Below are 21,290 nucleotides of genomic sequence, written 5' to 3'. Positions count from 1 at the left end.
TCCGTCGGTACCGGCGGGACCCCGGCCCCGGCGCACCGGCCGGCCGCGCGGCCCACGGCCTTCCCGGCGGCAGGCGCGGGGGCGGTGGTGCGCGATCGGTCGGCGGTCGTCCGGGGGAGGGCTGCGGTACCCGGCGGCGCGGCTGCGGCGCGGGGCGACCTGCCCGCCGCGCGGCGGACACCGGCGGTGTCCGGGAGCGGCGGCGGGCGCGTCAGCGGGCGAACGCGGCCGCGGGGGGTCCGCGACGGACCAGGGCGTGCGAGAGCAGCACCGACCGCGGCAGTCGGGCCCGGTGGCCGGCGGGTCTGGGCGCGTCCGGCGGCCGGTAGCCGGAGGCCCGGGCGAACAGGACGAACAGCGGCGCCAGCAGCGCCCCCGCCAGCACCGAGCCCAGCGCGCCGAGCAGTTCGAACAGCCGCACCAGCGCCGTCTCGCCGCGCCAGAGCAGCAGCGCGCAGGCCAGTGCGGCGACCACGTGGGCGGTGATCATGCCGGTCGACATGCCGTGCGCGGCCATGTCGTGGCCGCCCATGCCGCCCATGCCACTCATGCCGCCCATACCGCTCGACCCGCCGGTACCGGTGCTCCCGGTCATACCGGCCATGTCGGCCATCCCGCCCATGCCGTCGTGCCCGGTCGTCCCGGAGCCGGCGGCGGACGGGAGGCCGGCGGTCGCCGCCGTGCCGTGCGCATGGGCGACGGCCGCGGCGCCGGTCGGCGGGACGTCCGGGTCCAGCCCGGCCATCAGCGCCAGGTCGTCCGAGGACAGCCCGGTGGGCGTCGCCTCCGGATTGCACAGCAGCAGCGAGGCCCAGTCCGTCTGCTGCGCGCCGGCGGGACCGCCGGCTCCGAACAGCGAGCCCGCCTGCTGGAACGTCAGGTGCAGCGCCGTCTGCGCCGCCACCATCCAGCAGCTGATCACCCCGAGCCCGCGCCGCCGGCCGGCCAGCAGCCAGGTGACGCCGAGGGTGAGACCGAACGCGCCCGCCAGGACCGGGGCGGACACTCCGGAACCGGCCATGGCGACGTGCGCCGTGGCGGCCAGCGCCACGCAGAGCGCGGCGAAGACCACGGCGCGCAGCGAGCGGATCCGGTCGGTCATCACGATGACACTCATCGTCGCACCCGCCTCCGCCGACCTGTACCGCACCCTCCGGTATTGGCCGGTTCCGTCCCTGCCCGCGCACGTTCCGCCCCGTCGGGGGCGGTCCGTCCGGGCAAGCCGTTCGGGCACCGACGCCGCCTGCGCGGGGTCGAGGACGCTGGTGCGGGCGGTGACGGTGTGCTGGCCGGATCCCGACGGTGCGCGAGGGGCTGCCGTGCCGAGGCCGGCCGACCGGGGTGCCGGAGGGTGTTCGTCATCCCGTCATACCGGTTTGACACCGTCCGTACTGATCCGTACTGAATGTGATGCTCTGGATGTGATGTCGCACACACGCACTCACGCCCCCGCGCACGGACGTCGACGGCAGCAGGAGACAGGAGACCCGGCATGGACACCACCGCACCCGAGGCCGCCATCGGCGCCGACCCCGCCGCCACGGCGCCCGCCCCCGTTCCCGTTCCCGTCCCCGACCCCGCCTCCCCGGCGCCCGGCGCCGACCTCGCCGTCCTCGCGGACCTCGCCGACCTCGCCGACCCGGCGTTCTGGCGGCTGCCCGACCGGGCCCGCGCCGCCGCCTTCGCCGAGCTGCGCCGCCTGCCCGCCCCGGCCCGCTTCGGCGACGCCCCGGGCTTCCACGCCCTCGTCCGGCACGCCGACGTCGTCGAGGCCAGCCGCAACCCCGACGTCTTCCTCAGCGGACCCGGCGTCACCACCCCCGAACCGGCCCGCTGGGTCCGCCTCCTGTTCGGCGACTCGATGGTGAACCTGGACGACCCCCGGCACGCCCAACTGCGCCGCATCGTCTCCCGGGCCTTCACCCCGCGCCTGATCGCCCGGGTCGAGGACGACATCCGCCTGGTGGCCACCGAACTGGTCGACCGGGTCGAGCGCGAGCGCCCCGCGGACTTCGTCAACGCGGTGGCCGCCGAACTCCCCTTCCGGGTGATCTGCAACATGATGGGCATCCCGGAGGAACCCCGCCGCGCCATCCTCGACCAGGTCGACCACGCCTCCGAGCACACCGGCGTCCAGCGCCCGCTGCGCCAGCGGATCCGGATGCCCGGCCGCGGGCTGCGGGCCCTCGCCCGGATGCAGGGCATGGTCGCCGACCTCGGCCGCGAACGCCGCCGCCGGCCCACCGACGACCTGATCTCCGCCCTGGTCACCGCCGACGTCGACGGGCGCCGCCTCACCGGCCGCGAACTCGGCGCCTTCTTCTCCCTGCTGCTCGTCGCCGGGGTCGAGACCACTCGCAACGCCCTCGCGCACGGCCTCCACCTGCTCACCGCCCACCCCGAGCAGCGCGCCCTGCTCCTCGGCGACCTCGACGGGAACCTCGGCGGCGCGGTCGACGAGATCGTCCGCCACTCCACACCGATCATCCAGTTCCGCCGCACCCTGGCCGTCGACCACCGGCTCGGCGGCCCCGACGGCCCGCTGCTGCGGGCGGGCGAGAAGGTGGTGCTCTACTACGGCTCCGCCAACCGCGACGAGACCGTCTTCACCGACCCCGAGGCCTTCGACATCGCCCGCAGCCCCAACCCCCACCTCGGCTTCGGCGGCGGCGGGCCGCACTACTGCCTCGGCGCACACCTCGCCCGGCAGGAGATGAAGGTGCTCTACCGGGAGCTGTTCACCCGGCTCCCCGAGGCCCGGTCGGTCGGCGAGCCGGAGTTCGTCCCGTCCAGCTTCGACCACCGGATCCGCGCGCTCCGCTTCACCTTCTGAACCGTCCCGAGCCGTCCCGAGCCGTCCGGATCGTCCGACCCTGCCGATCCCGCCGACCCCGCCAGCCTCGCCGACCCCGCCGACCCTTCCGACGAGCAGTCCCTCGTCTCACCCCGCCTCGGCCGGCTCCCACACCGCGTGGTCGTGCGCGAACAGCACCCGGCGCGGGCCGACCGCCGCGAGCCGGTCCAGCCAGGCCGGGTACCCGGGCAGCGGCGCGCCGACCACGCCCTCCCGGGCCGCCCGGCGCGCCAGCACCGCCGCGCCGTACGCGGACGCCGTGTCGTACGCCTGGCCGGCCAGCACCGTGCAGCCGTCCGGCCCGGCGACCACCAGCGACTGGTGCCCGGCGGTGTGCCCGGGCGTCGGCACCACCCGCACACCCGGCCACACGTCCGCCTCCCCGGCCGCCTCCCGGTAGCGGACGCCCGGGAAGTCCACCAGCGCGTCGATCGTGTAGCCGCCCGCCCGGGCCTCCGCCAGCTCCGCGGCCTGCACCCACACCGGCACCCCGGCCAGCAGCGGGTTGCCGCCGCAGTGGTCGAAGTGCAGATGGCAGTTGACGACCGCGTCGAGGTCGCCCGGTGCCACCCCCGCCGCCGCCAGCGCCGCCGTCAGCGGCCGCCGCACCGGGCGGTAGTGCGCGTCGGCCTCCGGATCGCCCTCGCCGAGGCCGGTGTCGAACAGCAGCAGCCCCTCCGGACGGCGCACCAGGTACGCCAGCACCGGCTCCACCCGGGGCCCGGAGTTGCCCGCCTCCCCGGCGGGGCGGAAGAAGTAGCCGAGGTCGAGCCGTCGGATCGCGGACGGACGGTCGGGGCGGGAGCTGGCCAAGCGGGTCCTCCTGGGGGCGTGGTGGCCGACATCACTGCGCCTACCCACGGTGCGGCGCACAATGCCGACATGACCGACCGTCCGCTCCCCGCACCGTCCGGCCCCGCCCACCGGCCGACCCCCACCCACCGGCCGCCGACCCCCACCGCCGGCGTACCCGCGACCGCCGACGCGCCCGCCGCCCTCGACGGACCCGCCGCCGCGCCGGCCGTCGACGGACCCACCGCCGACGCCTGGCACGCCCTCGGTGGGCCGCCCGCGCTACTGGAGCGGGTCTCCTTCCACGGCCCCGACGCCGTGCTGCCCTCCCGCCTGCCCGTGCGGCGCCTCGCCCGGGCCACCGTCGCCGCCTGCTCGCTCGCCGCCGCCGAACTCGCCGCGCTGCGCACCGGCGGCCCCGTGCCGCGGGTGCGGATCGACCAGGGCGCGGTCGCCACCGCTTTCGTCAGCGAGCGCCACCTGCGGATCGACGGCCGCGCCCCGGTCTCCTTCGCGCCGCTCTCCGGCTTCTGGCCGACCGCCGACGGCTGGCTGCGCACCCACGCCAACTACCCCCACCACCGCGACCGGCTGCTCACCGCCCTCGGCCTGCCCGAGGACACCGGGCCCGAGCGGCTCGCCGCCGTGCTGCGCGAGCTGCCGGCCGCGGCCGTCCAGGAGCGCGCCTACGCGGCGGGGGCGCTCGCCGTCGCCGTCGCGCCGGTCCGCGACACCGCGCTGCCGCTGGTCGAGGTCCGCGCCGCCGACGGGACGGCGCCCCGGCCGCTGGCCCCCGCCCCCGCCGACCGGCCCGCCGCCGGGATCCGGGTCCTCGACCTCACCCGGGTGATCGCCGGCCCGGTCGCCACCCGCGCCCTCGCCCTGCTCGGCGCCGACGTGCTGCGCCTCGACCCGTCCCGCCTGCCCGAGGCCGAGGACGCCCACGCCGACACCGGCTTCGGCAAGCGCTCCGCCCGCCTCGACCTCGCCGACAGCGCCGACCGGGCCGCCTTCGAGGACCTGCTCGCCACCGCCGACGTCGTCGTCACCGGCTACCGCCCCGGCGCGCTGGACGCGTACGGGCTGGCCCCCGACGCGCTGCTCGCCCGTCGGCCGGGCCTGGTCGCCGTCCAGCTGAACGCCTGGGGCTGGACCGGCCCGTGGGCGGGGCGGCGCGGCTTCGACAGCCTGGTCCAGGCGGGCTGCGGCATCGCCGCCACCGAGGCCGGCGCCGACGGCCGCCCCGGCGTCCTGCCCGCCCAGGCCCTCGACCACGGCACCGGCTACCTGATCGCGGCCGGCGTGCTGCGGGCCCTCACCGAGCAGCGCACCGTCCGGCCCGGCGGGCGCCACCTGCGCTACTCCCTGGCCGGCACGGCCTCCTGGCTGCTGCACGGCATCGCCCCCACCGCCGACCCGCACGTGCTGCCCAACGACGAGCCCTACGACCCCGCCCGCTGGCTCACCGAGACCGACGCGCCCCACGGCCGGCTCCGGTACGCGCTGCCGCCCGTCGGGTACGCGGGCGCCCCGGCGGACTGGGAGCGCCCGCCGGGGCGCTGGGGCACGGACGCGCCCCGCTGGCGCTGAGCGACCTGCCGGCGGCGCCGGTCCGGCCGGTCGCCCGAAGCCGGACCGGCCGGACCGGTCGGACCAGTCGGACCGGCGCCCTCAGACGCCCGAGGGGATCCGTTTCGCGGTGCTGCGCACCTGGAAGGCCGTCACGATCTCGATCAGCCCCAGGATCAGCAGCCAGCAGCCGGCCAGGACGGTCAGCGCGGTGATCGATCCGGCCGGCCAGACCATCAGCAGCACCCCGGCGAGGGTGTTCGCCACACCCGCGAACGCCTGCCAGCCGCGCGCGGGCATGGTCTCGTCCGAGATGGCGGCGGCGAGCTGGGTGATCCCGCGGAACAGCCAGCCGATGCCGATCCAGATCGCGAGCAGCAGCACCGACCGCGCCGCGCTGCGGAAGCACAGCAGGCCCAGCAGCACGCAGACCGCGCCGCTGATGAACGCCAGCACCCGCATCGCGGTGGTGGCGTGCGTGCCGAACGCGGCGACCAGCTGCACGATGCCGATGACCAGCAGATAGACGCCGAACAGCACGCCGACCACCAGCAGCGTCTCCTCCGGCCAGACGAACACGACGATCCCGAGGCCGAGCGAGACCAGGCCGGCGATCAGCAGGACCTGCCAGGCGGCCCTGGCGAGCAGCCCGAGCGGGCCCTGGACCGGGGAGCCGTCGGGGGTGATGATCGGGGAAACCACGGTGGCGTCCTCCAGGGGATCGGGCGCCCCGGCGTGCGAGCGGGCACCCTCGGCGCGCGGACGGGCGAGCGCTCCCCACGATCGCCCTGCACGCCGCCGCCCGCGCGCCGAATACACCCGTTCGGGCGATCGAACGGGTTTCCCCCGGGATTACCGGAACGCCACCTCCGCCTTGCGTGGCGTCGATAAGATCCGTCGATATGACTTCTGAAGGGTGGGGGACCCCTCCGGTCGAGCCGATCAGCCAGCACTACATCGTCTGCGGAGGCAATGCCCTCGCCCACCGCCTGGCCCTCGAACTCGTCGAGCACTACGACGTACCGGTCGTCGTCCTCGTCCCGGACCGTACCCGCGACCACGCACCCCGGATCGAACAGCTGGAGGGCGTCGCCGCCGTCGTCGAGTACAGCAGCGTCACCGAGGAGGCCCTGCGCGCCGTCCGGATCGAGACCGCGCGCGGCATCGCCTTCGTCGACGGCGACGACCAGGGGAACATCCACGCCGCGCTGTCCGCCCAGGGACACAACCCCGGCATCCGCATCGTCCTGCGGATGTTCAACCAGCGGCTCGGCGCCAACATCGAACGCCTGCTCAGGAACGGCACCGCCCTCTCCGGATCCGCCACCGCCGCCCCCGCCTTCGCCGACGCCGCCCTGTCGCGGCCCAACTCCGTCCAGGTCGGCGACCGCTTCCTGCACATCGCCCACGACGACGACATCCGGTCCGACCGGCTCTGCATCGTCGCCGACCGGATCGACCGCCAGGACCTCGGCCGGATCCGCCTGCTGCCCGACCAGGAGGGCGACTCCGCTTCCTACGTCCGCCTGGCCAGGGAGTTCGGCGACGACGGGCCGATCCGCTCCGGCGCCGACGCCCGCCTCGCCGCCGGAGCGGCCGAACCCGACCCGGAACCCGGCGGCATCGCCGCCCTGCAGACCCTCCCGGGCGACCCCGCCGTACGGATCGCCTGGTGGCGTCGGCTGCGCTGGAGGCTGCTCGACACCCTGCGGTTCTTCACCAGCGCCCGGCTGCGGCTGGTGCTGATCACCGCCCTGGTCGCGGTGCTGCTCGCCTTCGGCCTGCTCTGGCACCTCAACGGGAACTTCGCCTGGACGCTCTACACCTCCCTGCTCGACCTCGCCGGCGCCGCCCAGCCCGACCAGCCCGGAGGCGGCGACGGCTCCGGCACCGGCGGCACCTGGCAGCGGGTCGCCCAGGTCGTGATCACCTTCTGCGGCATCACCTTCGCCCCGGTCGCCACCGCCATCATGGTCGAGGTCCTCGCCTCCGGCCGCCGCGGCCAGCCCCGCAACCCCGGCGCCGGCACCCGCGACCACGTCGTCGTGGTCGGCCTCGGCAACGTCGGCACCCGGGTGGTCAGCCGACTGCACGGCCTCGGCGTCCCGGTGGTCGGCCTGGAGAGCGACCCGCAGGCCCGCGGCATCTCCGCCGTCCGCGCCCTCGGCGTCCCGGTCGTCGTCGACGACGGCCCGCTCGCCGAACAGCTGCGCCGGGCCCGCGTCAAGCACAGTCGCGCGGTGGTCGCCGTCAGCGGCGACGACGCCACCAACCTGGAGGCCGCCCTGGAGGCCCGGGCGGTGCGGCCCGACGTCCGGGTGGTCCTGCGCCTCTTCGACGACAGCTTCGCGAGCCACGTCTACGCCACCCTCGACAACGCGGCCTCCCGCTCCACCTCCTACCTCGCCGCCCCGGCCTTCGCCGCCGCCCTGATGGGCCGCGAAGTACTCGGCACCCTCCCGGTGTTCCGCCACGTGCTGCTCATCGCCGAACTGACCGCCGAGCTCGGCAGCGGCCTGATCGGCCTCAACCGCCACGACCTGGAGGACCAGGGCGGCATCCGCGTCCTCGCCGTCCGCCTGGCCCGCAACCCGGCGCTCTACCAGTGGAGGTACGCCGACCGCACCCGCACCCTGGAACCCGGCGACAGCGTCGTCGTGGCCGCCACCCGCAGCGGCCTCGCCCGCCTCAACACCGCGCTGACGGCCGACCGCTGACCGCCGTCAGCCGCCGTTCAACCGGTCCGCCGCTCCAGCGTCTCCTTCATGACCTCGGCCCCCCGGACGACCCGCGGCCGCACCTGCTCGACCATCTCGTGCGGCAGCACGTCGGTGGTCCACACCAGCCGGCACCGCCCGGGCTCCTCGGGGAACACCTGGAACGAGGCGTGATGGTGGGTGAGCGGGATCCGGAACCCCTCCACCGCCGAATAGGCGAGCCGGCGCAGCCCGTCGTCCACACTGACGATCAGCTCCCGGACGACTGCGTCCCCGGGCGGCACGGTCAGGTACCGGGTGTCGCCCTCCATCCGGACGTCCAGGACGTAGCCCGGAACGAGCCGCCGGTGCACCGCCCCCACATCCCGGACCGCGTCCCACACGTCCTCGGCGTCGGATTCGATCACGATGTCCTGAACGATGGTGGCGATGGCCGTCCCCTCTCCCCGTGCGCCGGATACTCCCGGCGGTCCGTTCCCTCAGCTCGCCGGCCCGAGCCCTTCGGGGAGGGCGGCCACCACGAGGGCGACGGCCTCCTCCGGAGTCTCGGTGCGGGCGATCAACTCGCCATCATGCCGCACCCCGTACCGCTCCTCGTCGTACGGGCTGATGAGGTACCCGACCGGCGTCTTCCAGAACTCCTCGACGCTGGTGGAGAACCAGAGGTTGAAGTGGCTGTTGACCGGCATCAGCCGACGGAGCACCGGCTCGGCGTACGCCGCCGCCAGCAGCGCGTGGACGCGCGGGTGGCTGCTGTACGGCGCCGAGTGGACGCGGTCGAGCTTGACCCGCCACCTCAGCTCGACGGGGCCGAACGGCTCCCGCTCGTGCACCAGGGCCCACGGCCTGAACCGGATGAACGGGGCGCGCGCCCGGGTCTCCTCCAGCCCCGCACCGCCCGTCCACGCCGCCACCGCCCTGGCTGCCTTGGCCAGGTCCGCGGTCCCCCCGGAGGCCAGCGGCGTGCCGCGCAGCAGAAGGTCCACCCGGAAGCTCCGCCCCTTCCGCTCCGGCGGACACACCGTCACCAGCCGACCGCCCTCCGCGTCGCCGTACTCAGCCAGGCGCGCCCACTTCCCGTCCGGCTCGGGCAGCACGAGCCCGAGCTCCTCGGCCACCCGCCCCAACGCAGCGGCAAGCGCCCCGTCCTCGCCCCGGTCACCCCTACCAAGCCCCACCTCGGATGTCATCCGCCCAGTCTGCCCGAACCGGTCCGGCCCGAGTAGATGTCGATCACCCCGGCGACGCGGTCCGCAGCCCGATCATCACCTCCTGAGCCGGAGCCGTCCGGTTCTGCCGGGTGGCCCGGTCCCTGAAGCGTCGAGGACCGGGCTGCTTCACCTCTGGAGCCGGGGGAGCGGGATGGATCCAGAACGCCCACCTGGGCCCGCGCGACCGGAAGCCCGTCTCACCGACGTCAGGCCCCCGGGGCCTTGCCCGTGACGATCAGTGTTCCGATGTGGCCCTCGGTCGGGGCGTCGAGCACCGCGGCCTCCACCGACTCGAATCCGCTGCGCCGAAGCAGGCCGGCCCATCTGCGGGGTGTGTAGGAGTAGCGGTACGTGTACAGCGCCTTCCCGGCGAAGCCGCCTTTGTACATGCCCTGCGGGCCGTAGGCGCCGGGGATGGCGGGCGGGTGCGAGAAGGCCAGGACGCCGCCGGGGTTCAGACGGGAGAGGACGAGGGGGCGCAGCTTCAGCGGGTCCGTGAACCAGGCGGCCCCGAACACCGAGTAGACCGCGTCCCACGTCTCGTCGGTGCCGCTCAGGTACTCCAGGACCTCGGCACAGTGGATCCGGACGCCGGTCTGCCCCCGGCACTCGGAGACCCTTTCCACCATGACGGGCGACAGATCCACACCCGTGACCCTCACTCCCCGCCCGGCCAACGCGGCCAACGCCCGGCCGGTGCCGCACCCGATCTCCAGCGCGGAGGCCGGCGACCCCAGCAGCTCCGGGCCCGGCCCGTGATCGGCGTACTGGGTCCAGCGGAAGACCGGCCCGGCGTCGAACACGTCGTCCTTGATGCCGGCCGCGTACGTGTCCCAGAGTTCGCGCTCGGATGCGATGTCGTGCTGTGCAGGCAACGGATGTCCCTCGAAGAAGAGTTGGCAGGCGGGTGGTGCCCGTGCCCGAGGCGCGGGTCAGGGGGCGGAATCGGGGCAGCGTGTCCAGCCCTCGGCCGCAGTCGAGAGGACGAAGCCGAGGTTGCCGGACCCCTCCGCTCTGCGGAGACGGCATGACGCACCGCCGACTTAGGTCTGCAGCAGCCGGCCGACGGCACCAGAGGCCTGGCCCCAGTACTGCGGCGGCTCCGACCGGCCCAGCAGCGACTCCGCGATAGGCCTTCCCCCGGCTGGTGTGCTCAGCCGGCCTTCAGCCGCTCCAGGAAATCCGGGACGCCGTCGACCCGGTGGTAGGGCTTGAAGGCCGGCGCGAGCTCCCGGACCAGGGCAACGCACCGCGGGGCGCCGATGCGGGTGGCCAGGTCGAGCGACTCACTGGTGACGGCGAGCGCTTGCTCGACGTCGTTGGCCTGGAGGTAGCCCTTGGCCTGGTAGGTCAGGAAGATGCCGCGTGTCTTGTCCCTGGCGCGGGGCAGCAGGGTCATGCCCTCGGCGATCCGGGCATGGGCCTCGTCGGTTCGGCCGAGGTCCAGGAGGCACTGGCCGGAGTCCACGGCGAGGTCGGCCGGGCTCATCCACGCGCACCAGCCGGGTGCGGGGTCGGCGGCCTCGACGGCGAGAGCGGATTCGGCCTCGGACAGGTCGCGGTAGCAGGCGGAGCGGTCGCCAAGCGCGGCGTGGGCCCTGGCCCGGCGGAGGAACAGCAGGGACTGGGCGGCGGGGTGCTCGATGCCGGACAGCGCGTATCCGAGCTGGTCCACGGAGACCTTCGGCTTGCCGAGCCAGTTCGACTGGTAGGCGAAGTCCGAGAGCACCCCGGCGCCGTGGTCGCGGTCGCCGGCGGCGTGCGCGGACTGCAGGGCCGCACCCCACAGCTTCCCGGCAGCCCAGTGCCGGCCCTGGTCGAAGCGGTGCCATCCGCAGGTGGTGGCGAGCGAGGCCGCCAGCAGGTGCAGCCTGCGGCCGGTGTTCTCGCTGTAGCGGCCGTCCTCGATCAGCTCGGTCACCGTGGCCAGGTGAGCGTCCATCAGGCGAACCGTGTGCTGGCGCTGTTCGGTGGGCAGGCCTGTCAGCTTCGTGCTGGTGTCCTCCAGCCAGTCCACGAGTTCGGCGTCCACCCGCTTTCCCCCGAGGGCCGAGGTGAGGCGTTCGGGTTCGATCGCGGCCCACCGGGCGGCGAGGCCGGCCAGCGAGACAGCGCTGTAGGTCATGAAGCTGCGTCGGTCCATGGAGGCTCTCTGCGCGTCGTGGAGGGCTTGAACGGTGTAGGCGGACCCCAGCGGCAGCGGTTCGTCGCGTCCGGGCAGCCAGTAGGGCCAGCCGTACGCCTCCATCTCCGAGATCCTGATGCCGAAGGCTTCGGCGATCAGGAGCTGGGAGTCGAGGTTCGGCGTCTTGCGCCAGTTCTCCCACCTGCTGACGGCCGCCTTGTCGGCGCCGGAGAGGAGCCCGTGGCGGCGGGCGGCCCGGTCGAGGCGGGCGACAAGGCCGCCCTGCGACCAGCCGCGCAGTACGCGTGCGTAGGCGAGGGGGTGCCGGATCGGGTCGTCCACGGGCCAATCCCGTCATCGACAGTGACCGCGAGCCTACTGCCGGCGAAGGCGGGACAACCCCGGGACTACAGACAATGCCTGTTCGGTGGAAGCGAGTTGGGCTGTACTCGACGCACACCGAAGAACTTCCTTCACGAAGCGGAAGGAGTCTGCCCATGAAGCGACGCGCTGCGGTCATCGGTCTCGGCCACCAGGCGTGCGAGGACCGCCTGCCCGGCCTGCTCGGCTCCGACAGGGCCGGCCGGCATCGCCGGGCAGAAGGTCGGCACGTTCGGTCTCGCCGGAGCGTTCTCGCTCAACGGCCCCAAGCCGCTGTCCGGCGGTGAGGGCGGGTTCGTCCTCACGGACGACGACGACACGTACCACCGGGTCATCACGCTCGCGCACTACAACAAGCGGGCCAGGACCGAGATCCCGGAAGGCCATCCGCTCGCGCGGTACGCGGTCACCGGGGCCGGTCTCAAGCTCCGTATCCACCCGCTCGCCGCCGCAATTGCCCGTCACCAGCTCGCTCGCCTGGACGACCACCTCGCCGGCCGGGCGGAGATCGCGCGCTACCTGACCGGACGGCTGGCTCGGATACCGGGCCTGGAGGTCACCGAGATGCCCGAAGGGGTGGTCCCGTCCTGGTACGGATTGACGCTCACGTACAAGCCGGCCGAGCTCGGCGGCCTGCCGATCGAGACGTTCCACCAGGCGCTGATCGCCGAGGGTGCCACCGAGTTCGACCGGCCCGGCTCCACCCGTCCGCTGAACCAGCTGCCGCTGTACCAGCACCCGACGATGCTGTTCCCCGGCCACCCGCACTCCCACCGCCGGTACGAGCCGGGTGACTTCCCGGTCGCAGAGCACGCCCATGCCCACATGATCAAGATCCCGGTCTGGCATCGTGAGCAGGATCTGGAGCTGGCCGAGCAGTACGTCCGCGCGGCCATGAAGATCAGCGACCACTACGAGGAGCTGCTGTGACCGTCACCTCCCCCGAGTTCGTGGCCGGCTTGGCGACTGAGGCCGCAGCCGCCGGTGTCACCGGCCTCGTCGCCGCCGCCGTGATCAACCACGACGGGCGGGTCCTGCTCGTGCGCCGCAATCCCGACGACTACCTGGGCGGACTGTGGGAGATCCCTTCCGGGACGGTCGAGGCCGGGGAGAGCATCCTGGATGCCCTGCACCGCGAGACCGGCGAGGAGACCGGCCTGACCATCGACCAGGTCGTTGGCTACATCGGGCACTTCGATTACGAGAACAGCCGCGGTACCACCACCCGCCAGTTCAACTTCGCCGTCACCGTGGAGAGGACCGAGCCGATCGTCCTGACCGAGCACGACGCCCACCAGTGGGCCCACCCCGGCAGCCTGCCCGAAGTCAGCGACGCGGTCCGCAACCTGATCATCACCTCCTGATCCGGAGCCTCCGGACTCTGCCGAGCGGCCCGGTCCTCGAAGCGTCGAGGACCGGGCCGCTTCACCTCCGGAGCCGGGGGAGCGGGATCCAGAGCTCCCACCGGGGCCCGCGCGACCGGATACCCGTCCGGCACAGCTGCCCCGATCGGCGTGGGCCTCACCTCGAACGCAGGACCGGGCGGAGCAGGTCGAGGACGCGGGTCCAGTCGTACTGGTCGCGTGCGGCTTTGGACTTGGGCGGGTGGGGTGTCTGGTCGGCGATGAGGACGCCCATGGAGCGGAGCCGCGCGAGGCTCTCCGCGTAGGCCGGATGGGCGGTGAGGGCGGAGTTGACGAAGGGCTGGGCGGCCATCGGGACGCCCAGCCCGTAGGCCTCGCAGAGGATGCCGAGGGCGAGGGTGTCGGTGATGCCGAGCGCCCACTTGTTGATGGTGTTGAAGGTGGCGCAGCCGACCGCGATGGCGTCCGCCGGGGGCAGCGGCCGGGGACTGCCGGGGGTGCGCCAGGCGGAGCGGACCGGGTAGCCGGTCTGCTTCTCTATGGACTCCTGGTCGATGAACCCCAGCGCGTTGGGCGTGGCTATCACTCCGACCTCCCAGCCTTCGGCGTGGGCGGCGGTGATCAGTGCGTCGACCCCGCCGGCCACAGCCGAGGCGCAGACGACGACGTAGAGAAACGGCGTACGGTGCTCGTCCAAGTCGGAACTCCTCGTTGTGGTGGCGGACACGCCCTTCACCGGAGCGCGCGGGACCATGACGGCCTCCTGTCGCACCCCGTCCTCGACGATCTCCGCAATCTCCACTACCCCACCCGGCGGCTCCCAAGTCCCCCTGCCCGCTGGCCGGACAGCCATCACCCGCCCGTCCGCCCGCACCACCGCCCCACGCGACGGACACAGAACGCGGTGGCGCGGAGGCGCGATCGGCCGCGCTGCCCGTCATCGGGTCGCTTCGGGACCGTTCGCGTGGCCGGCGATCATACGATCGGGCCCGAAGCACTTTCCATGTCGAGAATCATGACGTCGTGGACCGCTGCGCCCTCCCACGGAATCGCCGATCCCACCCGCCGGTAGCCCCAGGAGAGGTAGGCAGCCTGGGCGGCGGTCGCCTCCGGTCGGCTGTTCAGCATCACCCGTGCATTGTCGAGGCCGTCGACGAGAACCCGGTGCATGCGGGTGGCGACGCCCCGGCGGCGCCACCCGGGCCGGACCGCCAGCTCGAAGAGGCCGAAGGTACGCGTTCCGTCCTCCTTCCGAAGCTCATCCGGCACAGGGCCGAGCAGAGTGTCCCACCACCTGGTGTTCGCCGACAGCGGGTAGCCGTAGGCCATCCCTACGACGGTCTCGCCCTCGAACGCGATCGCCGCACGAAATCCTCGCCGCCGCACCTGCGAGCGGAACCGGCGGAAAGCCCGTTCCGCATCGGCGGGCCCCTCGCCGTACGGGGGCTCCGCGAAGGCCTCGGCGGCTACCTCTCTCAGCTGGTACTCGGACTCGGCGGCCCGCCGACCGTCCAGTAGCTCGACCGTCACCAGTACGGATCGCTCGGCGAGCGTCGGGCGGTCCTTCCCACTGGCGATGCGCAAACCCGATCGCTTCGCGGGCTCGTTCTTGGTCATGGCCGTCCATCCCGCCTCCTCGTCGGATCCGCCACGGCACACCTACCCGATCGGCGGGAGCCTCACCTCGAACGCAGAAATGGAGGCTCGGGTGTGTCAGGTCGCGCTGTGCGAGGTGCCCTCTACTGGAGCGTGCGGAGCATGACGGCGAAGCGGGGCGAGTCCGGGAAGGGTTGCCTGAGCCCGATCGCCCTGTAGCCCCAGGACTCGTACAGCCTCTGCACCTTGGGGTGGCCGGGGTCGACGAGGAGCACGGCCAGGTCCTCGGGCCGGTCGTCGATCAAGGCGGACTGGAGCTGTGAGGAGATCCCCTTCTTTCGCCATGCCGGACGGATCATCAGTTCGGAGAACCCGAAGGTGGCGCACCGCAGCGGCGGAGTGGCGATGTGATCGCGCCACCACTCCCGGCCGACGGTCAGCGGCGCGCCATAGGCGAAGCCGACCGGTTCGTCGCCGTCGTACGCGACGACGCAGGCGAAGCCTGTCAGGCTCGTCCAGTGGTCGACGAACCACGGGAAGCGCTGCACGAACTCGTCCTCGACCAGTTCGGCGGCGTAAGCATCCGCGTGGACGTCGAGCAGCATCTGACGAAAGCCCTCAGGTAGCGCGTCCTTCTGGAAATGACGTAGCTCGATCACGTTCGGCTCCATTCGGTCCGATAGCGGTCGCCCCACTCTCTCGCAGCTCTGCCGTTCGCTGAAAGGGTCAGCAGGTCCCGCTGGAAGTCACCGAGGAGGGTCCGCAGGCGCCCTGGCATCGGGGCACCATCCATGAGGTCGAAGACGGTGGACGCGGTCGCGGTGGCCAGCTCCAAATCGTCCTGGTGGAGCTGGGCAAGGGCGAGGCGGGCCGTGATGAGGGACCGGTTTCTGCGGAACTGGTTCGGGAGCATGGCAAGCGCTTGATGGGACGCGCCTTCGGCCTGCTGGTTCTCGCCGAGTCGGCCGTGGACAACCGCGGTGAGCGCGTGAAGCTCAGCGGGCCCGTAGAACGCCACCCAGGACGGCCGGGGTTCATGGCGGGAGCGGGAGAGAGCTTCATTGGCGAGCCCGAGGGAGCGGACCGCCGCTTGACGGTCACCGATGTTCGATTGACCGACTGCCGTGCGGGCATGCGCAAGCGAGGAGTACATCGGGTCGCGGCGGGTGATGCCCGTGACCCGAGCGGCGTGGGCAGCGGCGACGGCATCAGCGTGGCGGCCCCGCTGATTGTTGAGCATCGCGATCAAGTTCCAAGCTCTGAACTGAGCCGGCGAGTCCTGGGCGAGACCGGCGAGCCGCATGCAGGTGTCGAGATGCCGCTGTGCGTCATCGAGTGCGCGGGCGTCGATGCATGACCAGGCCGCTACAGCGGTGAAGTCGGCGGCGACACTGAAGAGTCGCCGGCGCACCCGCTCGGTGGCACTGCCCTTGCGTAGCGAGGACAGCACCTGATCGGCGCGGGCGAGGGCCGCACGTTCCAAGGCGGTGTGGCCGCCTTGGTGATCGTCGAGGGCGTGGAGCGTCTCCAGACCTGCGCGAAGCCTCAGCACGTCGGATGCGCCGAGAGTGGTCCGTGAGCTGGGGGCCGGGAACGCGGATGCTGCTGCGGCAGCCGACCCGGATGCGATGAAGGTTCGACGCCGCACGTCTTCCTCCGGTTGCGGAGCGAGGCGCTTCGCGCCCCGGCGGGTGAAGCCGAGTTCTTCGGCCGTACAGTCGAATACTGCCTCCAAAGAAGCACGCTGCTTCTGGTGAGGCCAAGCCGTTTTGCCATTGAGCCAGTCCCGCACTGTTCGCTGGCTGCAACCGCCGTAACGGCCGGTGACCTTCTCGATGTGCTGATTCACGCGGTGAGCGAGCTCGGCGTGGCTCAGGCCGAGTTCGGCCAGTCGCAGACGGAGCGCGGCATTACCACTCATGCACGCAAAGTAGCGCTTCCGTGGCGTTGGGTTCAGGAGGATTGGCAAAGAGAACGTCAAAACCTCCGGTGCAGTGCGAGCACTCAACCGGATATCCACCCTGCCCAAACGGCGCTGACGCCCGTTGACTGGAGCACAGCCGCCAGGAAGGCCGCACAGCTGGCTCGGAACGCCAGGCGGCTTTCGGTGACCAGCCTGCGTTCCCTCGCAGGGCCGGATCTTGCCCCCTCCGTGTCCCCACAGGAGCCCCAGTGCCGAACCCCCTTCGAGTCAATGCGGCGGAGTCGCATCGCGTCGCCCGCAGGCTTGAGATGGAGGCCTGCCCACAAGCCCCGTTCGGCGCTTCGAGGGCCACTTGGTCGGTCGACCACGTGTCCGCCGCCGTTCCCGCCCTCCGGTCCAACGCCGCCGAGGTTCTCCGGCTCTGGGGGCTCGATTCGGAAGGTGACCAGGCTTTCGCCGTGCTCCTGGTCCTCACGGAGGTGGTGACCAATGCGGGTCGGCACGGTCGTCCGGCACTCGGGCTCATCGACGTCGAGATGTGGCTGGACGGCGATCGGGTCACCATCACGGTCACAGACGGCACCGTCGAGGCGCCGGTGCTGAGTAAGGCCTGCTCCGATGACGAATCCGGGCGCGGCCTGGAGCTGATCAGTAGCTACACCGAATCGAGCGGCTACGAGCCTCACCTCACTGGCAAGCGAGTGTGGGCCGTGATCGGTCCACACCCGGCGTCCGATGTCGGAGTCCTTCTTCTGGCCGCCCTGGACTCCTACCAGTCGGCCATGTAGCTCGGGCTCCCCCCAGCCAGGGCGGGGTGCGGGTCGTGCCTCCCGCCCTGGCTGGGCGGGAGGCACGACCCGGGCCGGCGGGTCCTCCTGCCTAACGGGCCGGAGGACCCGCCGGCTCTGCCCGCCACTACCTCACCGAGAACGAGACGACCCATGATCGATAGCTCCGTCACCGACTCGCCGGCCCGGGTCATCGTGCAGGCCGGCATGGTCGTCGGAGGCACCAATCTGCTCACCGAACCGGGGAATCGGGCTTGCCATCGGCGGAGGGTCCTGGGCGCGCATTGTTGCGCTGACCTCGGCCGCAGAGGGCCTGCCGTCCTGCCAGTCGGACCGTCTGGCTCGCATCGGCCGAACAACGGCTCTCCGCGCGGTCCCGATTACGTCCAGGTCTGGGCCGCGTACGGGGTGTCGGTGGCGGCTGCTCTCCATGTCGTCGTTGCCGCTGTGGTGCTGATCAACCGCTCCCACTGAACGCCGCCCGCGCTGCCGGGCCGGCAGCGCGGGCGGTACCACCAACCCCGCTCCCACCAGCCGAAGGGAGTGCCGCTGTGTCCACGACCGAACAGAGGCCGCCCAAACCGAAGCCCGCGAGCCCGCCCACGCCCCGGCCGCCGGACCGGTAGGCGCAACACAACACAAGGAGGACCCATGACCTGGGGAACCGACAAGGACAGCAACGGCAAGCACGGGGGCAAGAAGGACCCCGGGACCGCCAAGCCGTCGCCCGACGGGGCGCAGCCGTTGCCCGAACCGAAGCACCGGAAGGATGACGACAAGAAGTGACGGACTCCATCTATCAACCGGAGCAGGCCGCTGTGCGCGGCCTGCTCCGGGCCGTCGGCGAAGCGCTCGGCGGTCCCGTTCCGCGCGCATGGCAGGACGCAATCCGCGCCCTTCCGCGGCATCGCTTCCTGCCGGAGCGGATCTGGTTGGCGGACGGTGACGGCGGCTATGAACCCGTCGATCTTCAGACGGCTCACGACCGGTGGTTCGCGGCGGCCTACGCCGACGTGCCGATCGTGACCCAGGTCAACGATGGTCAGGAGTCAGTCGATATCTGGCCCTCTTCCTCGGCCTCCGCTCCCTCGATCGTCGTCCGGATGCTGTGCGATCTCGGTCTCCGGCCGGGGGCGCGGGTGTTGGAGATCGGCACCGGGACCGGGTGGAATGCGGCGCTGCTGGCGCATCAGCTCGGTCCCGAGAACATCGTCTCGGTCGAGATCGACTCGGACATCGTCCGGCAGGCGCGGGCGTCGCTCTACGCGGCCGGCCTCGACGTGGACGTGGTCTGCGGGGACGGCGCCGACGGCTGGAAGCGTCGGGCGCCGTACGACCGGGTGATCTCGACCTGCTCGGTCCGCCGCGTGCCGTGGGCGTGGATCGAGCAGAGCCGTCCCGGCGGCACCGTCCTCACGCCGTGGGACAACCCGATGATCTGCTGGGGCCTGCTCCGGCTCACCGTCGGACTCCACGGGGCGCAGGGCCGCTTCAGTCCGCACTCGGCGTTCATGCTGATGCGCACCCAGCGGCAGGAGCTGCGGATCTTCCGCGATGTCGTCCGCGACGAGCACGTGCCGGAGAGGGGCCGAACGACGTTGGCGCCGGCCCAGGTCACCGGCGACGCCTGGGAGGCCCGGTTCGCGCTCGGTCTGCGGCTCGGCGACGTGTGGACCGCCTGGGAGGAGGACGCCGCCCGGCTCTGGGTGGCGAGCACCGACGCCGGTTCCTGGGCCGCCGTCGATCCCGACGGCACCGTGTGGCAGCACGGCCCGCGCCGGCTCTGGGACGAGGTGGAGGAGGCCCACCGCTGGTGGGAGCGGCAGGGGAGGCCGGGGCCGTCCCGCTTCGGGGTGACGGTCGCCGAGGGGGAGCAGTGGGCCTGGTTGGACGCGCCCGCCCGGCCCGTTCGCAGGGAGGAGCGTTGAAGAACGCTGGAAGGCCCCTTCCGCAGGGGCCTTCCAGGGCCGGGCTCAGCGGTGCTTGAACACCGGCGGGCGCTTCTCGGCGAAGGCCGCCATGCCCTCCTTCTGGTCCGCCGTCGCGAAGGCCGCGTGGAAGAGGCGGCGCTCGAAGCGGACGCCCTCCGCGAGGGTGGTCTCGAAGGCGCGGTTGACGCTCTCCTTCATCATGATCGCCGCCGGGGTGGACATCCCGGCGACCTTCTCGGCCGTCGCCAGCGCCTCGGCGAGCAGCTCGTCGGCCGGGACGATCCGGGAGACCAGGCCGGCCCGCTCGGCCTCCTCCGCTCCCATCATCCGGCCGGTCAGGCACAGCTCCATGGCCTTCGCCTTGCCGACCGCCCGGGTGAGCCGCTGCGAGCCGCCGATGCCCGGAATGACACCCAGCTTGATCTCCGGCTGGCCGAACTTCGCGGTGTCGGCCGCGATCAGGATGTCGCAGAGCATCGCCAGCTCGCAGCCGCCGCCCAGCGCGAAGCCGGCCACCGCCGCGACGACCGGCTTGCGCAGCGCGCCCAGGCGGTCCCACGGGCCCAGCCAGTCGTCCAGGTAGACGTCCGGGAACCGGTTGCCCTGCATCTCCTTGATGTCGGCGCCCGCCGCGAACGCCTTCGCCGACCCCGTGATCACCAGACAGCCGATCTCCGGGTCCCGGTCGAACGCGGTGGCCGCGGCCACGACCTCGTTCATCAGCCGGGTGTTGAGCGCGTTGAGCGCCTCGGGCCGGTTGAGGGTGATCAGGCCGACCCGGCCCTTGCGGTCCACCAGGATCGTCTCGTAGGTCTCGGTCATCGCCGTTGACTCCCATTCCGTTGCGCGCTCTGACGGACCCCACGATCTACGAACCGGCCCGCCTCGCGCCAGTCTCGGTCCGCGAGACGGTCGTCACCCGTTCGCAGGTCAGGCGAGGGACCAGTCCCCGTCGGCCGGCGGCTCGAAGAACGCGGACACCGTCCGCTCGTCGACCCCGGCGAGCGTGGCCGGGGACCAGTGCGGGTCGCGGTCCTTGTCGACCACCTGCGCGCGGATGCCCTCCACCAGGTCGTGGTGGGCGAGCGCGGCGCACGAGACCCGGTACTCCTGGGCCAGGCTCTCCTCCAGCGCGCCGTGCGCCCGGGCGCGCCGCAGGGCGGCCAGGGTGACCTTGAGCATCGTCGGCGACCGCTCGGCCAGCTCCTCGGCGGCCTGCTTGGCCTCCGGGACGCCGCCGGCGGTCAGCCGCGCCGTGATCTCCTCCACGGTGTCGGCGGCGTAGCAGGCGTCGATCCACGCCCGCTGCCCGGCGAGCGGGGCGGTCGGCGCCGGGTCCGCGTACCGGGAGACCACCTCCTCCACCGGCGAGTCGGCGAGGGACGCCAGCAGGTCCGGCAGCTTCGCCGACGGCACGAAGTGGTCGGCGAACCCGCACAGCAGCGCGTCCCCGGCCGTCATCGAGGCGGCGGTCAGCGCCAGGTGGGTGCCCAGCTCGCCAGGCGCGCGGGACAGCAGCCAGGTCCCTCCGACGTCCGGCACCAGGCCGATCCGGGTCTCCGGCATGGCCACCACCGAGCGCTCGGTGACGATCCGCACCGACCCGTGGGCGGAGACCCCGACGCCGCCGCCCATGGTGATGCCGTCCATCACCGCGACGTACGGCTTCGGGTAGCGCGCGACCAGCGCGTTCAGCCGGTACTCGTCGCGGAAGAACGCGCGCGTCCCGGCCCCGCCCGCCTTGGCGTCGTCGTGGAACGCCCGGATGTCGCCGCCCGCGCACAGCCCGCGCTCCCCGGCGCCGGTCAGCACCACGGCCCGCACCGCGTCGTCCCCGGCCCAGGCCTCCAGCGCCGCCCGGACGTCCAGGACCATCGCGTGCGTCAGCGAGTTGAGCGCCCGCGGCCGGTCGAGCACGATCCGCCCCACCCGGCCGTCCCGCCACACCCGAACCTCGTCACCCATCGTCCCCGCTCCCAACCGTCAAGGTCCCTGCCGTCAAGATCCGTGCCGTCACCGTACCTTCGGGCCCCGGCCC

General features: G+C 72.8%; 21 protein-coding genes. 8 read left to right on the top strand and 13 right to left on the bottom strand.

The window, feature by feature from the left end; genetic code table 11:
* Positions 1-211 precede the first annotated feature (211 nt).
* Entirely contained in the window at positions 212-1,117 is a 906-nt protein-coding gene (locus tag ACFC0B_RS13875) for a hypothetical protein (RefSeq protein WP_376085892.1), read from the bottom strand.
* A 375-nt stretch (positions 1,118-1,492) separates the two neighbouring features.
* Here ACFC0B_RS13875 and ACFC0B_RS13870 point away from each other — a divergent pair, with 375 nt between their 5' ends.
* Entirely contained in the window at positions 1,493-2,833 is a 1,341-nt protein-coding gene (locus ACFC0B_RS13870; protein WP_376085890.1) for a cytochrome P450, read from the top strand.
* Positions 2,834-2,941: 108 nt separating this feature from the next.
* Here the strand turns inward: ACFC0B_RS13870 and ACFC0B_RS13865 are convergent, their stop codons facing one another.
* A complete protein-coding gene (locus ACFC0B_RS13865) occupies positions 2,942-3,667 on the bottom strand; it encodes an MBL fold metallo-hydrolase (protein ID WP_376085887.1) in 726 nt (241 codons plus the stop codon).
* 69 nt (positions 3,668-3,736) lie between these two features.
* On the opposite strand from ACFC0B_RS13865, the gene ACFC0B_RS13860 reads away from it, so the two are divergent.
* Positions 3,737-5,236, top strand: a complete 1,500-nt coding sequence (locus tag ACFC0B_RS13860) for a CoA transferase (protein ID WP_376085884.1) — start codon at positions 3,737-3,739, stop codon at positions 5,234-5,236.
* A gap of 81 nt (positions 5,237-5,317) precedes the next feature.
* Here the strand turns inward: ACFC0B_RS13860 and ACFC0B_RS13855 are convergent, their stop codons facing one another.
* Complete coding sequence (locus ACFC0B_RS13855) at positions 5,318-5,917, bottom strand: HdeD family acid-resistance protein (RefSeq protein WP_376085881.1); 600 nt, start codon at positions 5,915-5,917, stop codon at positions 5,318-5,320.
* 200 nt (positions 5,918-6,117) lie between these two features.
* On the opposite strand from ACFC0B_RS13855, the gene ACFC0B_RS13850 reads away from it, so the two are divergent.
* Positions 6,118-7,932, top strand: a complete 1,815-nt coding sequence (locus ACFC0B_RS13850; RefSeq protein ID WP_376085878.1) for an NAD-binding protein — start codon at positions 6,118-6,120, stop codon at positions 7,930-7,932.
* A 17-nt stretch (positions 7,933-7,949) separates the two neighbouring features.
* Here the strand turns inward: ACFC0B_RS13850 and ACFC0B_RS13845 are convergent, their stop codons facing one another.
* The 4 genes from ACFC0B_RS13845 to ACFC0B_RS13830 all read right to left on the bottom strand — a co-directional run bounded on the left by ACFC0B_RS13845 (position 7,950) and on the right by ACFC0B_RS13830 (position 11,610).
* Complete coding sequence (locus ACFC0B_RS13845; protein ID WP_376086002.1) at positions 7,950-8,354, bottom strand: SRPBCC family protein; 405 nt, start codon at positions 8,352-8,354, stop codon at positions 7,950-7,952.
* A gap of 57 nt (positions 8,355-8,411) precedes the next feature.
* Positions 8,412-9,050, bottom strand: a complete 639-nt coding sequence (locus ACFC0B_RS13840; RefSeq protein ID WP_376085876.1) for a DUF6193 family natural product biosynthesis protein — start codon at positions 9,048-9,050, stop codon at positions 8,412-8,414.
* 299 nt (positions 9,051-9,349) lie between these two features.
* The gene (locus ACFC0B_RS13835) at positions 9,350-10,018 is read right to left on the bottom strand and encodes a class I SAM-dependent methyltransferase (RefSeq protein ID WP_376085873.1); all 669 of its coding nucleotides are present in this window, start codon (positions 10,016-10,018) and stop codon (positions 9,350-9,352) included.
* A gap of 278 nt (positions 10,019-10,296) precedes the next feature.
* On the bottom strand, positions 10,297-11,610 hold the full coding sequence (locus ACFC0B_RS13830; protein WP_376085870.1) for a helix-turn-helix transcriptional regulator: 1,314 nt from the start codon (positions 11,608-11,610) through the stop codon (positions 10,297-10,299).
* Positions 11,611-11,778: 168 nt separating this feature from the next.
* On the opposite strand from ACFC0B_RS13830, the gene ACFC0B_RS13825 reads away from it, so the two are divergent.
* Together ACFC0B_RS13825 and ACFC0B_RS13820 are read left to right on the top strand one after the other, a co-directional pair.
* Positions 11,779-12,579, top strand: a complete 801-nt coding sequence (locus ACFC0B_RS13825) for a DegT/DnrJ/EryC1/StrS family aminotransferase (RefSeq protein WP_376085999.1) — start codon at positions 11,779-11,781, stop codon at positions 12,577-12,579.
* Entirely contained in the window at positions 12,576-13,013 is a 438-nt protein-coding gene (locus ACFC0B_RS13820; protein ID WP_376085868.1) for an NUDIX domain-containing protein, read from the top strand. The genes ACFC0B_RS13825 and ACFC0B_RS13820 overlap by 4 nt, the downstream gene beginning before the upstream one ends.
* 157 nt (positions 13,014-13,170) lie before the next feature.
* Here ACFC0B_RS13820 and ACFC0B_RS13815 read toward each other — a convergent pair whose 3' ends face one another.
* The 4 genes from ACFC0B_RS13815 to ACFC0B_RS13800 all read right to left on the bottom strand — a co-directional run bounded on the left by ACFC0B_RS13815 (position 13,171) and on the right by ACFC0B_RS13800 (position 16,530).
* Positions 13,171-13,710, bottom strand: a complete 540-nt coding sequence (locus ACFC0B_RS13815) for a flavoprotein (protein ID WP_376085865.1) — start codon at positions 13,708-13,710, stop codon at positions 13,171-13,173.
* A 278-nt stretch (positions 13,711-13,988) separates the two neighbouring features.
* Complete coding sequence (locus ACFC0B_RS13810) at positions 13,989-14,630, bottom strand: GNAT family N-acetyltransferase (protein WP_376085863.1); 642 nt, start codon at positions 14,628-14,630, stop codon at positions 13,989-13,991.
* Between the two features lie 122 nt (positions 14,631-14,752).
* Positions 14,753-15,280, bottom strand: coding sequence for a GNAT family N-acetyltransferase (locus ACFC0B_RS13805; protein ID WP_376085860.1), 528 nt, complete (start codon positions 15,278-15,280; stop codon positions 14,753-14,755).
* Positions 15,265-16,530, bottom strand: coding sequence for a helix-turn-helix domain-containing protein (locus ACFC0B_RS13800; protein WP_376085858.1), 1,266 nt, complete (start codon positions 16,528-16,530; stop codon positions 15,265-15,267). Before ACFC0B_RS13800 ends, ACFC0B_RS13805 begins: the two co-directional genes overlap by 16 nt.
* Positions 16,531-16,781: 251 nt before the next feature.
* On the opposite strand from ACFC0B_RS13800, the gene ACFC0B_RS13795 reads away from it, so the two are divergent.
* From ACFC0B_RS13795 to ACFC0B_RS13785, 3 genes are all read left to right on the top strand, one after another.
* Positions 16,782-17,321 (top strand): ATP-binding protein, encoded by a 540-nt coding sequence (locus tag ACFC0B_RS13795; RefSeq protein ID WP_376085856.1) that lies wholly within the window; start codon positions 16,782-16,784, stop codon positions 17,319-17,321.
* A 651-nt stretch (positions 17,322-17,972) separates the two neighbouring features.
* Complete coding sequence (locus tag ACFC0B_RS13790; protein WP_376085853.1) at positions 17,973-18,107, top strand: hypothetical protein; 135 nt, start codon at positions 17,973-17,975, stop codon at positions 18,105-18,107.
* Complete coding sequence (locus tag ACFC0B_RS13785) at positions 18,104-19,249, top strand: methyltransferase domain-containing protein (protein ID WP_376085851.1); 1,146 nt, start codon at positions 18,104-18,106, stop codon at positions 19,247-19,249. Before ACFC0B_RS13790 ends, ACFC0B_RS13785 begins: the two co-directional genes overlap by 4 nt.
* A 45-nt stretch (positions 19,250-19,294) precedes the next feature.
* On the opposite strand, the gene ACFC0B_RS13780 is transcribed toward ACFC0B_RS13785, so the two are convergent.
* Entirely contained in the window at positions 19,295-20,074 is a 780-nt protein-coding gene (locus tag ACFC0B_RS13780; protein ID WP_376085848.1) for an enoyl-CoA hydratase, read from the bottom strand.
* A 108-nt stretch (positions 20,075-20,182) separates the two neighbouring features.
* Positions 20,183-21,217 carry an enoyl-CoA hydratase/isomerase family protein gene (locus ACFC0B_RS13775; RefSeq protein ID WP_376085846.1) on the bottom strand — a complete coding sequence of 345 codons (1,035 nt, stop codon included), beginning with the start codon at positions 21,215-21,217 and terminating at the stop codon, positions 20,183-20,185.
* Positions 21,218-21,290 lie beyond the last annotated feature (73 nt).

Origin of the sequence: Kitasatospora sp. NPDC056184, assembly GCF_042268405.1 — a bacterium.
Classification (GTDB): Bacteria; Actinomycetota; Actinomycetes; order Streptomycetales; family Streptomycetaceae; genus Kitasatospora.
This window is presented reverse-complemented; position numbering and strand designations above follow the sequence as displayed.